The following is a 14996-nucleotide window of genomic DNA, read 5'->3' as shown; positions in this document are numbered from 1 at the left end:
AGAGCGCTATGGAGGCAGAAAAACTTCCGTAGCGCTTTTATTTGTGTCCTAACTCTGCCGCCAAATTTTCTCTAATCGTTCTAGGCGTTTTGCCCGATCGACATCTCGTTTGTGATGCAACAGAATGACGAGAACTAAGGCGATCGGTAATCCAATAAACATCACCGCGATCAAATCATTGGATAGTTGTTCGAGTTGATCAGCAGTTGAAAGTTTAACCGTGACGGATTCTTGAGTTTCGTCGATCGTACACATCAGCCCGCTCTGATTTTTGGTACAGGTCAAGTGATGAACCGTCTGATCAGGTTGAGCCGCGATCGCAGAAGAACTTCCTAATAGAGCAACACTTAACATCAGCGAGGGCAGATGTAGTAGACGCATATCAATCCCTTCCAAAAAGATCTGTATTATTGAATACCATTTTTTCAGAAGATGACTACCTCCGATCGGGCGAGTCGAATTTTTTGTCAGAATTCTATGACTCCGGTTTGTCTTTTCTACGCCATCCAGGTTTGACCACTTGACGAGCACGAGCGATCGCTAAACAATCATTCGGCAAATCTTCGGTAATCGTTGATCCTGCGGCAGTTGTGACATCTTCGCCGATCGTGATTGGGGCAACGAGGCAATTGTTTGAACCAATTTTTGTGCGATCGCCAATTTTCGTCGGGTATTTCTTCACACCGTCGTAGTTCACGGTAATCGTTCCCGCTCCAATATTGACGCGATTCCCGATCGTGGCATTGCCCAAGTATGAGAGATGAGCCGCATTTGTCCGCTCTCCTAAGGTTGTGTTCTTCAACTCCACAAAGTTTCCAACTCGGCAACCCGCACCGATTTCGACAGGTGATCTTAGATGCGAGTAGGGACCAATCTGAGCATTATCGTGAATTACACTGCCTGAAACAACTGAGAATAAAACTGTAACGTTTTCCCCAATTTGGCTATTTTCGACCAGGCTACCCGGACCAATTCGGCTTCCTGCTTTGATGATGGTATTGCCACGTAAATGAGTTTGAGGTTCGATCGTGACATTGGCTTCAAGTTCGACCGTATCATCGATCGTCACACTGGCAGGATCGATAATGGTCACACCTTCTTTCATCCAGCGATCGCGAATCCGGTTTTGCAAAATCGAATACGCTTCCGCGAGTTGAGCACGATCGTTAATTCCCAAAACTTCCTGATAGTCCGGTACATCTACTACAGTGACGGCATCAAAAAAGTTAATCGCATCCGTAATGTAATACTCTTTCTGATCATTATTCGAGGTCAGTTTGGGAAGAACTTGAACTAAGTCTTTCCATCGAAAACAATACGCGCCTGCATTCATTCGAGTATTGCAACGTTGTTCCGGAGTGCAATCGCGATCTTCAATAATTTCTGTCAAAATCTGATTCTCATCACAGAATACGCGCCCATATCCAGTTGGGTCGGGAACATGAGCCGCGAGTAAGGTTGCAGCATTTCCTTTCGATCGATGAGTGTCCAACAATAAAGCCAAGGTTTCAGGACGCAACAGCGGCAAATCGCCATTTAGCACGATCAGATCATCATCAAAATTCTCAAGCGATGGAATCAACTGCTGAATCGCGTGTCCTGTTCCCAACTGTTCAGTCTGTTCGACAAACTCAATTTCTGCGAGATAGTTCGCTAAAGATTCCCGCACCAAGTCCGCTTGATAACCAACAATAACCAATCGTCGCGATGGAGCGATCGTGCTAGTGCTGCCCAAAACTCGATCGATCAGCGATCGACTGCCCAATGGATGCAGCACCTTGGGTAAATCCGATTTCATCCGCGTTCCACGACCTGCCGCCAGAATTGCCACCGCTACCATAGCTTTTTCATTTCTCAATACGAGAGGGAGTATACCGTGAGTCGGTTTATTCCTTCATCCTCTAACCGATTTCCACCGGAGAGTTTTAAATTTTGGTTGAGTTAAATAGTACAATTGCTTTAGTTTCTCATTCGTTCTCATGCGTCGCGATTCGATTTTTTATGCACTGTTTCAACAATCCCCAACGCTTCTATTTGAACTTCTAGAAACTCCACCGTCTAACGCTGAGGAGTACCGCTTCGACTCAGTTGCGGTAAAAGAACCTAGAGCGGTAAAAGAACCTAGATTTGAGATTGACGGCGTGTTTCTGCCGCCTGAAAGCGAGACTCCTGGAATCGTCTTCTTTTGCGAAGTGCAGTTTCAGAAAGATGAACAGCTCTATGAACGATTATTTGGGGAATCGTTTTTGTATTTTTACCGAAACCGCGATCGTTTCTCCGATTGGCAAGCGGTTGTCATTTACCCGTCACGATCGAGCAGCAAGAGACTCGACCGTTTGAGGATTTGCTGAACGGAGATCGAGTGCATCGAATTTATCTGAATGAGTTAGGAGCCGTTGAGAATCTACCACTCGGAAGCGCTCTGATGGTGTTGACAACGACCCCGGAAAATCAAGCGGTTGAAACTGCGCGGGAATTACTCGATCGAGTTCGGCAGTCCGAAATCGCTGCACAAAGAAGGCGTGCCATCATAGAAATGATCACGACGATTCTGGTTTACAAATTTACCACTCTGTCTCGACGGGAGATTGAACAAATGCTTGGAACTGCACTGCAACAGACACGGGTTTATCAAGAAGCGAAAGAAGAGGGAAGAGAAGAAGGAAGAGGCGAAGGGCAACGATCGCTCATCCTCTTACTCCTGAATCAGAAGGTTGGAGCGCTATCGGAGGAAACGATCGCACAAATTTCGACGCTCAATCCTGAACAACTCGAAGCACTCGCGATCGCGCTTCTCAATTTCACCTCGATCGGCGATTTGACTGACTGGCTCGAACACTCTGTTTAGCAATTTTCAAAGTTCCAGCAAAAATTTGGAGATCGAACCCACGCTCTCGATCGAACAGCGTTATGATCGAAAATCCCGGATACCCCATTCGTAATTTGTGATTGAGTCGTCTCAAAGTGCTGTACCCTTGATTGCGTTTCTGCTCAATCGCGCCAATCCGATTACGAAACTCCGATCGACGAACTAAAGGAAAAAAGCACTGTGACGCATTCTGATTTTCTCGCTAAGTCCGATCCCGCTCTCGCTGAAATGATGCAACAAGAACTGCAACGTCAGCGGGATCACCTAGAACTGATTGCCAGCGAGAACTTTACCTCTGCTGCGGTAATGGAAGCTCAAGGATCTGTTCTCACAAATAAATATGCTGAAGGTCTGCCTTCAAAACGCTATTACGGCGGTTGTGAATTTGTCGATCGCGTCGAACAATTGGCAATCGATCGAGCAAAAGAACTTTTCGGAGCCGCTCACGCAAACGTGCAGCCTCACTCTGGCGCACAGGCGAATTTCGCAGTCTTTCTGACGCTGCTCCAACCCGGTGACACGATCATGGGAATGGACTTGTCTCATGGTGGACACTTGACCCACGGATCGCCCGTGAACGTTTCGGGCAAATGGTTCAAGGTGCAGCACTATGGCGTAAGTCAAACCACTGAGCGTCTAGATTTTGATCAAATTCGCGATCTGGCACTGCAACATCGTCCGAAGCTTTTGATCTGTGGTTACTCGGCTTACCCGCGTGTGATCGAATTCGAGAAATTTAGAGCGATCGCAGATGAGATTGGTGCGTATCTCTTAGCGGATATTGCTCACATTGCGGGATTGGTCGCATCTGGACATCATCCGAATCCGATTCCTTACTGTGATGTTGTCACGACGACGACTCACAAAACCTTGAGAGGTCCGAGAGGTGGACTGATCCTGACTCGTGATGCAGAACTCGGTAAGCAGTTGGATAAATCAGTATTCCCTGGTAGCCAAGGCGGACCTCTAGAGCATGTGATTGCTGGAAAAGCTGCTGCATTCGGGGAAGCGCTCAAGCCTGAGTTTAAAACCTATTCAGGTCAAGTGATCGAGAACGCGAAAGCGATGGCAACTCAGCTTCAAAATCGCGGCATCAAGTTGGTTTCTGATGGTACAGATAATCACTTGATGCTGGTTGACTTGCGATCGATCAATATGACCGGAAAAGTAGCCGATCAACTGGTCAGCGGCGTAAACATTACCGCGAATAAGAACACCGTTCCGTTTGATCCCGCTTCTCCGTTTGTCACAAGCGGTCTGAGACTTGGATCGCCTGCGATGACGACTCGCGGAATGGGAACGGTAGAATTTACCGAAATCGCGAATATTATTGCCGATCGCTTACTGAATCCTGAAGATGAAAGTGTCGCTCAGGATTGCCGTCGTCGAGTCGCGGCATTGTGCGATCGCTTCCCGCTCTATCCGCATCTCAGTGCTCAAGTTCCAGCATTGGTATAAATTCTCCCGATTTAATTAGGGGCAACTGAATAAGCTTAACGAGGGCATCCTGAAACGGATGCCTTTCTTTTTGCAAACTGCTGACTTTAGGCAGATGACGATCGACCTAAAAAATTTCTGAATGAAACAGAGAAATTCGTTCATAATTCTTTGCTGAGTATTGTTGAATCTGTAGTACACTCTGCCTGAAGCTTTTGTCCTTCTTACCTGCAAGTTCTGATGCCGTTTTTTGCTCTTGCCACGTTTCTGATTTCATTCTTGGTTGTCCTTGTTGCAACCCCGATCGTGAATCGCCTCGGTAGACGAGTGGGATTAGTCGATCAGCCAAATCACCGCAAAGTCCATAAGCGCCCGATGGTTCGACTGGGCGGCGTGGCAATGTTTATCGGTGTGGTGGTCGCTCTATTAATTGTTTGGTCGATCGGCGGATTTGGAGTTCTCAAGCCTGGAAAAGAATCGGAAGTTTGGGGAGTGGCAATCGGTGGGATTGCCTTCTTTTTGATCGGACTTGCGGACGATTTGTTCAATCTTTCACCCAAAACTCGATTAGTGTTGCAGTTTGTTGTCGCGGGTTTAGCTTGGCAGTCGGGAGTCCAGATCGATTTCTTGACAAACCCGATCGCGGGTCTTGTTTCGCTGCCTGAATGGGCGAGTTTGCCGATTACGGTGATTTGGCTGGTCGGAATGGCGAACGCGATTAATTGGATTGATGGACTCGATGGATTAGCAGCGGGTGTTTCAGGAATAGCAGCGTTTGTCATGTTCTGGACTTGTCTATTCATGGGACAGCCGCAAGCCGCATTATTCGCAGCAGCATTAGCGGGCGCGACCTTTGGATTTTTGCGCTACAACTTCAATCCAGCTCAGATTTTTATGGGTGACGGAGGCGCGTATTTTATTGGGTTTACGCTGGCGGGTGTTGGCATCATTGGCTTGGTGAAGAGTGTCACAACCGTTGCAGTTCTATTGCCTTACGTGATTTTGGCGGTTCCCATTTTGGATATGTCGGCGGTGATTGTCGATCGCTTACGTCGCGGAAAATCTCCCTTCGTTGCGGATAAACGCCACTTGCATCATCGACTATTGAAAGCAGGACTGTCTCAAAGATTGGCAGTGCTATTTATTTACTCGCTAACCTTATGGGCGGGAAGTTTGGCGATGGCAGTGTCCGGAATGCCGAGCGGTGTCGGATATGCGATCGCAGCTACAATCATCTTGAGCGTGACCAGTTGGCAAGTGTGGCGGACAGCAAGATGAATGCGGAAATTATTAGCGTCGGAACTGAGTTGCTTCTGGGAGATATCCTGAACTCGAATGCTCAGTTTCTCGCGCAAGAGTTTGCCAAATTGGGTATTCCGCATTATTTCCAAACGGTTGTTGGGGATAATCCGGAGCGACTGAAGCAAGCGATCGGGATTGCCAGCGATCGAGCAAATTTAATCGTGTTCACGGGTGGCTTGGGTCCGACTCCAGATGATCTGACCACTGAAACGATCGCAGATTTTTTCTCGACTCCTTTGATTGAGAAACCCGAAATCGTTGAGGATATCGCCGCAAAATTCGCTCAGCGTGGTCGCCAGATGACCGATAACAATCGCAAACAAGCGCTATTTCCTCAAGGTGCAAACACTCTCTACAATGCACTAGGAAGCGCTCCAGGTATGATCTGGCAGCCTCGCCCGAATTTGACGATTCTCACATTTCCGGGCGTTCCAACTGAGATGAAATACATGTGGCACGAGGTGGCTGTGCCGTATCTCAGAGGACAGGGATGGGGCAAAGAAATTATTGTGAGTCGCACTTTGCGATTTTGGGGAATTTCAGAATCGGCTCTAGCAGAAAAGGTTGGAAGCTTTTTCGACTTGCAAAATCCAACCGTCGCGCCTTATGCGAATTATGGACAGGTGAAGCTGAGAATTTCTACCAAATCGCCTTCAGAGCAAGCCGCTCAGGAATTAATCGCGCCCGTTGAAGAGCAATTGAGAGCGATCGCTGGAATTGATTGTTATGGAGCCGATGAGGATTCTTTGGCTTCCGTTGTTGGAGAGATTTTGATGGCTCAAAAATCGACTTTGAGCGTGGCGGAATCCTGCACAGGGGGCGGTTTGGGTCAAATGCTGACTGCTGTAGCGGGAAGTTCAGTTTATTTCTGGGGTGGAGTCATTTCTTATGACAATTCCGTAAAAGAGAATCTTTTAGGCGTTGATCCGAACGCGATCGCAACTCAAGGAGCGGTTAGCGCGATCGTGGCTGAACAAATGGCAGCGGGAGTGCGATCGCGACTCAATACCACCTGGGGCATCAGTATCACAGGAGTTGCAGGTCCCGGAGGCGGCTCAGATGAAAAACCTGTGGGACTCGTTTATATTGGGTTAGCGAATGCGGAAGGGGCAACCAGTCAGCGATATCGATTTGGCGATCGAGGACGGGATTGGATTCGCCAAGTCAGTGCTTGCAGCGCTTTAGATCAACTTAGACGAAGATTGTTAAGCAATGTATAAGTTTTGTGGCTTGATTTTAATCTGTCTTTCGGTATGATGAATAAGTACCAATTCTCTACCCTTGGGGATCATTGGTATTCAATAAGCTCCCTGCTAGAATCAAACTATAAAAGTCGGAATCTAGTACAGTTTAGACCCTATCAAAGGAGCCGTCTGACCGATGGATTACATTGAAAAGGTATTGGAAAAGCTCAAAGAATGGGCGCGTCGCGTGATCGAAACTCTGTTGGGTCCTGAAGAAGAACCGGAGCCGGAGCTAATTCCGATTCCTGTACGCGATCGTCACCGCTAATCTACAGACTGCGGGGCAAATCGATTGAGCAGTATTTTGGTTCTCCACGGACCCAACCTTAATCTTCTGGGTAAGCGAGAGCCTGGGGTTTATGGTGTGGTGACGCTGGAGCAAATTAATCAGCGCCTATCCGAAGAAGCTCGATCTCTAGAGGTTGAACTTGCGATCCTGCAATCAAACCATGAAGGTGTTCTGGTCGATGCAGTTCAGGCTGCAATGGGCGAACACCAAGGCATTTTAATTAATCCAGGCGCATATACGCACACGAGCGTTGCAATCCGGGATGCGATCGCGGCTGTGAATCTCCCTACAGTTGAGGTGCACCTCAGCAATATTCACAAGCGCGAAGAATTTCGACATCATTCTTATATTGCACCTGTCGCGATCGGACAAATTTGTGGATTTGGAGCCGAGAGCTACCGTTTAGGACTTCATGCGCTTGTAAACTATTTGAGACAAGCTTAGTGTGGCTCTATGGAAGGTGCGGTGAAGTTGGCGGTTAATGGGACATTAATGCGCGGCTTGGAATTGAATCCGAATTTATTGGCGATCGACGCTCAGTTTCTCAGGGAAACTCAGACTGAGCCAGCGTATCGAATTTGGTCGATTGGCGATCGACATCCTGCAATGCTGAAAGTGAAAGAAGGCGGAGTCGCGATCGCGGTTGAAGTCTGGGCAGTTCCAGCGAGTGGATTAGCGACTTTACTCATGCAAGAACCACCAGGATTGTGCATCGGGAAGGTTCAACTCGCAGACGGTGAGGAAGTTCTGGGAGTATTAGGTGAGCCTTTTCTGTGTGAAGGACAAACTGAAATTACGCAGTTTGGTGGCTGGAGAGCTTATATCGGGAGCAAATAGATGGATGAGTTTGTAGAGATAATGTCTGAAGTAATCGGATTGCCCATTCCAGAAGAGTATCGCGAAGGTGTGGTTGCTAACCTGGAGCGAATCCAAACAGTCGCGCAATTCGTTTTAGAGTTTCCGTTGCCTGATGAGATCGAAGCTGCTCCGGTGTTTGAACCATGACGATTCCTGATGCTACTCAACTCTCGATCGCGGTTCGTAACCAAGAAGTTTCTGCTCGATCCGTGACCGCCGCCGCTCTCGCCAAAATTGCAGCGCAGAATCAGATTTACAACTGTTTCACAACGGTTTTATCAGAATCAGCGTTAGAAGATGCCGATCGTATTGATCAAAAAATTGCCGCAGGTGAAGATCCAGGCGCACTTGCAGGCGTTCCATTTGCGGTAAAAGACCTCTTCGATGTCGCTGGAATTCCAACTCTAGCAGGCTCCAAAATCAACGCAGGAAAGCCTCCAGCCGCTCAAGATGCAACCCTAGTCAAACGATTGAAGGAAGCGGGCGCGATTCTGGTTGGAGCGCTGAATATGGATGAATTCGCTTACGGGTTCACCACTGAGAACGCGCACTATGGAGCCACTCGCAATCCGCATGATCTCGATCGCATTTGTGGCGGTTCATCTGGAGGATCGGCAGCCGCGATCGCATCAGGTTTAGTTCCTTTCAGCTTAGGCTCTGATACGAATGGCTCAATCCGAGTACCTGCCTCATTTTGTGGAATCTTCGGACTGAAGCCGACTTATGGAAGACTATCGCGATCAGGAGCTTATCCGTTTGTTGGCAGCTTGGATCATGTCGGTCCATTTGCTCGATCGGTTCGTGATATTGCACTCTTGTTTGATTTAATGCAAGGACACGATCCGAGCGATCCAGTTTGTACAAAGCGATCGCCCGAATTCTGTTTGCCCGAACTATCCAAAGGCAGTGAAGGATTGAGAATTGCGATCGCGGATGAATACTTTGCGAAAAGTGCAGAACCCGAAGTTTTCGCTGCACTCGAACAGGTCGCACAAGCATTAGATGCCACTCAACGGGTCACTTTACCCGCAGCAGGACGCGCCAGAGCAGCAGCATTCGTCATCACTGCAACTGAGGGAGCAAATCTGCATTTTGAAGAGTTGAAGACTCGACCCCAGGATTTTGATTTTGCAGTGCGCGATCGACTGTTAGCAGGCGCATTCGTTCCGGGACATTGGTACTTGCAAGCGCAACGATTTCGCCAATGGTTTCGCGATCGAGTTCGAGAAATTTTTCAAGAAGTTGACATTATCCTCGCTCCTTCTACGCCTTGTGTTGCACCTCGAATTGGACAGCAGATGATGACCTTAGACGGGCAGGAAATGTTAGTGCGTCCGAATTTGGGACTGTTTACACAACCGCTCTCGTTTATTGGATTGCCAATCATTTCGGTTCCAGTGAAGCGATCGGGGTTACCGATCGGGGTTCAAATCATTGCGGCTCCGTATCAAGAAGCGCTCGTACTGCGGGTAGCAGCGGAATTGGAAGCGAAGGGAATTGTTGCGGCTCCGGTTGTCGATCGTTCTTAGGGATTGTCAGGCAATAATTTCACGCTCTCATCTTCGGCATTTCTCCCTCTCCGATCGCTCCAGGAGTTTACAACTGCGCTTCGGGAGGTCTCAGATTCGCTCTACGAGGTCTCGGATTGACTGTGGGAGTTTATAAATGCACTCTAGGAGTTCACAAATTAACTGTGGGAGTTCACAAATTAACTGTGGGAGTTCACAAATTAACTGTGGGAGTTCACGGTAAGTTTATCTGCGATCGCAGACAGCAGACCTGAAGGTGGCAGAATTCCCGTCGCTCAGGCAAATCTGAATCGTCAGAGACCCTTCCGGTTCTCCACGAGTTCAAACCGTGAAGCTATTTCTTGACTACGCCTTAGTTGAGCGGGTTTGAGCAGATCTGTTTCTTCGTTGCTCACTCGCCCCGGAATGGAATTCGGGGCTAATAGAACGAAGTCCCTTCAGGACTAAGGAATATCGCTAGTTGTGAGTTCCTTCAGATGGATTTTTTCTAACTAGACCAGAGTTTCATTCACGAACGGGAGCGGAACGCAGCGAATAAGTTTCCCGATCGTTAACTCTTTCAACAATGTTGATCAGAGAATTCAGCAAACGGGTATCTATGGATCTTGTGAATTGTTTCAATTTAGCAAGATTCAGGAGAAAAACTTTGCTTTACTCAACACTCCTTGCCACGATGCCCCGCACGATCGAATGGTCGCCCGCAGTCGGATTAACCATGACTTTGTGTTGTCTATTCTCAGTTGCGATCGGACGTTTTGCGATCAAAAACCGTGGAGTCGGACCCAAATTACCGCTCGAATCTCCTGCATTGTTTGAAGGTTTCGGAGTCCCCGAACTACTTGGAACCATGAGCTTCGGTCACGTTCTCGGCGCAGGTGTGATTCTTGGACTGAGCAACGCTGGCGTTTTGTAATGGAAAATCACCGTGTACGCACAATGCCTGTGTGTACACGGGTTTACACACCCTGTGGAACTTCAGTCCAGATTGAAGTCGTTTGTCTCAAACTGGTATGTGTCCCATTGCCTAAGATTAAGTGATCCAAAATGGGAATTCCAAGAAATCGAGCGCCTTCTAAGAGTTGATGAGTCAGTGAAATGTCCTCTGCGCTCGGTTCAGTATTTCCAGAGGGATGATTGTGAGCAACGATCGCTCTTGTTCCCCCTTGCCGAATGATTTCTCGAAAAATCTCGCGTGGATGTGCCAACGTTTCAGTGGCAGTCCCGATCGTAATTACCTGCGTGGCAATCAATCGATTTTTCACATCCAGAATCAGAACCGCAAATCGCTCTTGTGTTTGCCACATTAATTCGTGACTCAGAGCAGCAGCGGCAACATTTGGGTCATCAATGATCGTCTTTTCAGGAGGACGCGATTGATAAACTCGCTTTCCAAGCTCGATCGCTGCCAAAATCGTCGTTGCTTTCGCCGTTCCCACTCCCGGAACTTTGACTAACTCTGCAATGTTGACTTCTCGTAATGCACTTAACGGATCGCGATCGTTCCGACTCAATTCCTGCAAAATGTACTGTCCCAATCCCACGGCTGAAAGTTTTCCTGACCCGGTACTGAGCAAAATCGCTAAAAGTTCGGCAGTCGAAAGCGTTCTTGCACCTTGAGCAATCAGACGTTCGCGGGGACGTTCACTTTCAGGTAAATCAGCAATTCGGAACGAATATGACATATAGCAGCGATCGTAAAGAGGTTTCTCAATTAATCCCTTCTAGCAAATGCAACGTGACAGTGCAGAACAAGCGATAATCTTGTCAGATGAAATGGCAAAGGTTATGTGGAATGCAAGGTTAGTGTCTGGTGTGGTTTGGGGAAGTGTGGTAGGTATTGTGCTGTGTCAATCTGTGAATGCAGCGCGATCGCAAGACTATACACCCGCGCAGTTTATTTCTGTTCTCAATGGTTTGGGTTATGCCGTTCCGCTCGATGCGCGAATTGATGATCCCCGTGTTCAGCAAGCAATCCGAGATTTTCAAATTCAGTTTCGCTTACCTGTCGATGGCACGTTGAATAATCCAACTCAGGATCGAGCAGCGGATATTGTCAGAACGCTTCAATCTGCGTTAAATCGTACAGTGAAGCCGTCTCCGCAACTTCCTGCGACTCAGTTTTATGGGAGACAAACCGAAGCGGCAGTAAGACTATTTCAACAGCAGAATCGTTTACCTGCAACCGGGATTGCTACGCTCGAAACTCGACAGCGATTGAATGAGATTGTCAGCGATGCAGAACCGCGACAGCCTACGAATCCGACGAGTTCAGCGAATCCACCTCGATCGCAATTATTCATCTATACCGAACCCGAAATCAAAGCGATCTTGACTGGATTTGGCTATGACATCAATTCGCAAGCTCCGTTATCTGATCCGCCGACCGTTCGAGCGATTCGGGAGCTTCAGCGAAATTATGGACTGTCTGAAACGGGAGCCATCGATCGAGCCACCGAAGAGAAGTTTTCCAGCGTAATGCGAAATCTGCGGAACAATCTGAGGGTGATTTTGAGGAGTAATTTCGCGATCGCACAATACTACGATGCTGCAACTCAAGCTGCCGTTCGACAGTTCCAAGCCCGAAACGGATTGCGCGTGACTGGCATCGCAGATCTGTCTGTCCGCAGTCGAATCGATGCAGCAGCGCGTCGAAATTGAACTGCTCGTGCAGGACTTTCCGCAATCGGACCCTCAAAAGATTTTTGCTTCGATTTGAACACTCTGAACTACACTGAAAACGCAGATTTTCGAGCTTCCTAGTTCTTCAAAAGCTTTCAATCGAGGAGTCTACCCCCATGCGTCACAGTTCTCTCAATCCCAAACTCCAACAGGCGTTAAGCTGCCTCGATTTGCGCTTAGAAGACGAACTGACCCGCTATCGACGACAAAAAGCCGGGTTGAGCGTCGCCCCGATCGTCATGCGCCCCAAACAGCCCAAGAAATCGATCGAGCAACCCCAATCCAATTCTGATGCTCCCCCAAAAGCGATTTCGTTCGATCTCGGCAAACCTGCAATGCCAGAGATGAATGCGATCGACGACGAAAGCGCAATGATTCCCTATGAACCAGAAACCGCTGGAGATGCCTTATTTGAAATAGCAAACGAAGGCGAACCCACTCCACCCGATGACTATCTCGAATCGTCTGAGCATCTTTTGAGAAGCCTGGAGCGCGAAGAAGCCAAAGTCGAAGTCGAACGCGGATTTTTGCAAAGTCTCTCGACTCCACTCGGAATTGGTTCGATGTTGACGCTCTTACTATCGAGCGCGATGTTGGGCTACGTGATTATGAATCCTTCGATCTTGAGTGGAATCGCTCAACAATTCACACAGCCTGAAGTTGCAGAATCTCCAGTTGCAGAAGTTACAACTGGAGACATTCCAAATTCTCCGCCGCTCGATCGAGATGAATTCTCCGATCTCGGTTTAGACACGCTCTCGGTGATCAGAACGAAACCCGCTCCGGTTGCTACTTCACCCGCTCCGTCTCCGAGTCCGTCCCCAACCACTTCACCTGCTGCCCCAAGTGCGATCGTACCTCCATCGCCCTCTGTTTCTCCTTCCCCGATTGCAGGCTCTTCCGTCCTTCTCCCCTCTGTGACCGTCCCTCGCACCCCAACTCCCCAACCCCCCACTCCCAACTCCCCACAGCGCTCCCAATTCTACCGAGTTGAAATCCCCTTCACAGGCGATCAATCCCTTGCTGCCGCCCGTCAAATCGTCCCGGATGCCTTTGTCCGTTCCGATGGCAAAATCCAGCTTGCCGCCACGGTAACCGAATCCGAGGCTCAACAGAAAGCCCAAGACTTCAAGAATCGCGGACTCGCTGCCGCCGTTCAGAAGCCTTAATCTAACAATTGTTAGACGAATCGATTCCATCTCGTGCGGTAGGATTTAGGGAAAGCGCTGATTGAATTCTTGCTGGGAGTTGCTGATATGGGATTGTTTGACCGAATTTGGCGGGCTATTCGTGCGAATCTCAATCATCTGGTGGGACAGTTAGAAGATCCAGAGAAAATTCTGGAACAGACTGTCATCGATATGCAGGATGATTTGATTCGTCTGCGGCAAGCGGTGGCTCAAGCGATCGCAACTCAAAAGCGAACTGAACGTCAAGCCTCTCAAGCTCGATCGAGTTCTGAAGAATGGTATCGCCGCGCTCAGTTAGCATTAACCAAAGGCGACGAGAATTTGGCGCGTGAAGCCCTCGCTCGTCGAAAGAGCTATGTCGAAACGGCGAATGCAATGGAATCGCAGTTAGAGCAGCAAAGTTCTGTGGTGAAACAACTGAAGCAGAATATGTTGAAGCTCGAAGGCAAGATTTCAGAAGCGAAGACCAAGAAAGATATGTACGTTGCACGAGCGCGATCGGCAAAAGCGTCTGAACAACTGAACGAAATGCTCGGTCGTGTGGGAACGGGAAGCGCGATGAATGCGTTTGAGCGGATGGAAGAGAAAGTTTTACAACTCGAAGCGCGATCGGAAGCGATGGCAGAATTGGGAGGCGATGATCTCGAAAAGCGGTTTGAAGCCTTGGGGCAAGGCGATGATCTGGATGCTGAACTTGCTGCAATGAAAGGTCAAATCAGCGGCAATTTACCGCCTGCGAAACCTGCGATCGATCCAGAGTTAGAGAAACTACGATCGGAAATTCGCGGTTCTTAACACAATAGATAGACGGCATTGCTAGATCACAAGTTCTATAACAGTCATGATGAGATCAAACCGATAACCATGACTGTACAAGATTTAAGAAAAAGCGACATGATGGCACATTTGCTCGATTCGCTTGAATCAGGTGAAGATATTGGACACTATGGACGCTTGGTATTTGCAATGGTGGCGCGTCATTTCCTATCCAAAGAAGAAGTGATCGAATACTTGCTGAAAGACAAAGACTGCAACGAAGAAGAAGCAAAATCCTTGTATCAACAAGTCGAAGGCAAAGACTACAATCCACCAAAGCGCGATCGAGTTCTGGCATGGCAACAAGAGCAAGAGTTTCCGATCTGCCCAAATCCTGATGATCCAGATGCTTGCAATGTCTATCGAGATTTAGAATTTCCGCAGCACGTTTACGAGCATATTTCGAGCTACTACGCTCACAAGGCATAATTGAGAAGCGCGATCGGGCAATTGTTCGATCGCGCTTCTCAGCAACAGAAATGGCAAACTGGAGTAAGCCACCCGTGCCAAAGAAACTCCATGTTGCAGAAAATTGAGAATTGGGTAGAAACAATCTCTCCGAAATTTGAATTCCTGATCGTAATCCTTGTTGCGTTTGGATACTTCTGCGTTAGTTCTTTATTTTCACTCGTCTTTCACACTCGCAAAGCTCTATTTAGGGCTTGCTGAAAAAGTCATTCTGTAAAAACTGGATCACAGACTTCTCTGAATCTGCATCCTTTTATTTATGCGATCGCCAATTGCCATTGATTCGGTTGTCGCCGTGTTCGATGTAATTCAAAG

At 48.2% G+C, this 14996-nt stretch carries 17 protein-coding genes and 1 pseudogene; 15 read left to right on the top strand and 3 right to left on the bottom strand.

Annotation, left to right across the window (positions count from 1 at the left end; translation table 11 throughout):
* Positions 1 to 48: 48 nt before the first annotated feature.
* Positions 49 to 381 (bottom strand): hypothetical protein, encoded by a 333-nt coding sequence (locus tag ACQ4M5_RS30325; protein ID WP_430679532.1) that lies wholly within the window; start codon positions 379 to 381, stop codon positions 49 to 51.
* Between the two features lie 94 nt (positions 382 to 475).
* Positions 476 to 1840 (bottom strand): bifunctional UDP-N-acetylglucosamine diphosphorylase/glucosamine-1-phosphate N-acetyltransferase GlmU, encoded by a 1365-nt coding sequence (glmU, locus tag ACQ4M5_RS30320; RefSeq protein ID WP_430679531.1) that lies wholly within the window; start codon positions 1838 to 1840, stop codon positions 476 to 478.
* Positions 1841 to 1979: 139 nt separating this feature from the next.
* Between glmU and ACQ4M5_RS30315 the strand changes: the two are divergent.
* The 11 genes and pseudogenes from ACQ4M5_RS30315 to psaK all read left to right on the top strand — a co-directional run.
* Positions 1980 to 2542, top strand: a pseudogene (locus ACQ4M5_RS30315) (Rpn family recombination-promoting nuclease/putative transposase); the annotation flags it as partial.
* The gene (locus ACQ4M5_RS30310) at positions 2537 to 2848 is read left to right on the top strand and encodes a DUF4351 domain-containing protein (protein ID WP_430679605.1); all 312 of its coding nucleotides are present in this window, start codon (positions 2537 to 2539) and stop codon (positions 2846 to 2848) included. The pseudogene ACQ4M5_RS30315 and the gene ACQ4M5_RS30310, both read left to right, overlap by 6 nt.
* Positions 2849 to 3049: 201 nt before the next feature.
* Complete coding sequence (gene glyA, locus ACQ4M5_RS30305; RefSeq protein ID WP_430679530.1) at positions 3050 to 4327, top strand: serine hydroxymethyltransferase; 1278 nt, start codon at positions 3050 to 3052, stop codon at positions 4325 to 4327.
* 219 nt (positions 4328 to 4546) lie between these two features.
* Positions 4547 to 5584, top strand: a complete 1038-nt coding sequence (locus ACQ4M5_RS30300) for a glycosyltransferase family 4 protein (protein ID WP_430679529.1) — start codon at positions 4547 to 4549, stop codon at positions 5582 to 5584.
* Positions 5467 to 6828, top strand: coding sequence for a competence/damage-inducible protein A (locus ACQ4M5_RS30295; RefSeq protein ID WP_430679528.1), 1362 nt, complete (start codon positions 5467 to 5469; stop codon positions 6826 to 6828). The genes ACQ4M5_RS30300 and ACQ4M5_RS30295 overlap by 118 nt, the downstream gene beginning before the upstream one ends.
* Positions 6829 to 6988: 160 nt before the next feature.
* Positions 6989 to 7120 (top strand): hypothetical protein, encoded by a 132-nt coding sequence (locus ACQ4M5_RS30290; RefSeq protein WP_430679527.1) that lies wholly within the window; start codon positions 6989 to 6991, stop codon positions 7118 to 7120.
* A gap of 24 nt (positions 7121 to 7144) precedes the next feature.
* Positions 7145 to 7585 carry a type II 3-dehydroquinate dehydratase gene (aroQ, locus tag ACQ4M5_RS30285; RefSeq protein WP_430679526.1) on the top strand — a complete coding sequence of 147 codons (441 nt, stop codon included), beginning with the start codon at positions 7145 to 7147 and terminating at the stop codon, positions 7583 to 7585.
* A 9-nt stretch (positions 7586 to 7594) separates the two neighbouring features.
* A complete protein-coding gene (locus ACQ4M5_RS30280) occupies positions 7595 to 7978 on the top strand; it encodes an allophanate hydrolase-related protein (RefSeq protein ID WP_430679525.1) in 384 nt (127 codons plus the stop codon).
* Positions 7979 to 8146 (top strand): DUF4089 domain-containing protein, encoded by a 168-nt coding sequence (locus ACQ4M5_RS30275; RefSeq protein ID WP_430679524.1) that lies wholly within the window; start codon positions 7979 to 7981, stop codon positions 8144 to 8146.
* Positions 8143 to 9528 carry an AtzE family amidohydrolase gene (locus tag ACQ4M5_RS30270; protein WP_430679523.1) on the top strand — a complete coding sequence of 462 codons (1386 nt, stop codon included), beginning with the start codon at positions 8143 to 8145 and terminating at the stop codon, positions 9526 to 9528. Before ACQ4M5_RS30275 ends, ACQ4M5_RS30270 begins: the two co-directional genes overlap by 4 nt.
* Positions 9529 to 10174: 646 nt before the next feature.
* The gene (gene psaK, locus ACQ4M5_RS30265; RefSeq protein WP_068393430.1) at positions 10175 to 10441 is read left to right on the top strand and encodes a photosystem I reaction center subunit PsaK; all 267 of its coding nucleotides are present in this window, start codon (positions 10175 to 10177) and stop codon (positions 10439 to 10441) included.
* 43 nt (positions 10442 to 10484) lie between these two features.
* Here the strand turns inward: psaK and radC are convergent, their stop codons facing one another.
* Positions 10485 to 11210 carry a RadC family protein gene (gene radC / locus ACQ4M5_RS30260; protein ID WP_430679522.1) on the bottom strand — a complete coding sequence of 242 codons (726 nt, stop codon included), beginning with the start codon at positions 11208 to 11210 and terminating at the stop codon, positions 10485 to 10487.
* Between the two features lie 46 nt (positions 11211 to 11256).
* Between radC and ACQ4M5_RS30255 the strand changes: the two genes are divergently transcribed.
* From ACQ4M5_RS30255 to ACQ4M5_RS30240, 4 genes are all read left to right on the top strand, one after another.
* The gene (locus tag ACQ4M5_RS30255; protein ID WP_430679521.1) at positions 11257 to 12186 is read left to right on the top strand and encodes a peptidoglycan-binding protein; all 930 of its coding nucleotides are present in this window, start codon (positions 11257 to 11259) and stop codon (positions 12184 to 12186) included.
* Between the two features lie 137 nt (positions 12187 to 12323).
* Positions 12324 to 13376, top strand: coding sequence for a hypothetical protein (locus ACQ4M5_RS30250; RefSeq protein WP_430679520.1), 1053 nt, complete (start codon positions 12324 to 12326; stop codon positions 13374 to 13376).
* 87 nt (positions 13377 to 13463) lie between these two features.
* On the top strand, positions 13464 to 14192 hold the full coding sequence (locus tag ACQ4M5_RS30245; RefSeq protein WP_430679519.1) for a PspA/IM30 family protein: 729 nt from the start codon (positions 13464 to 13466) through the stop codon (positions 14190 to 14192).
* A gap of 69 nt (positions 14193 to 14261) precedes the next feature.
* Positions 14262 to 14642, top strand: coding sequence for a hypothetical protein (locus ACQ4M5_RS30240; protein ID WP_430679518.1), 381 nt, complete (start codon positions 14262 to 14264; stop codon positions 14640 to 14642).
* Positions 14643 to 14996 lie beyond the last annotated feature (354 nt).

The organism is Leptolyngbya sp. AN10 (assembly GCF_050565645.1).
In the GTDB taxonomy this organism is placed as follows: Bacteria; Cyanobacteriota; Cyanobacteriia; order Leptolyngbyales; family Leptolyngbyaceae; genus Leptolyngbya.
Note: the sequence above shows the minus strand (reverse complement) of the source record. Positions and strands in the feature narration are given on the sequence as shown.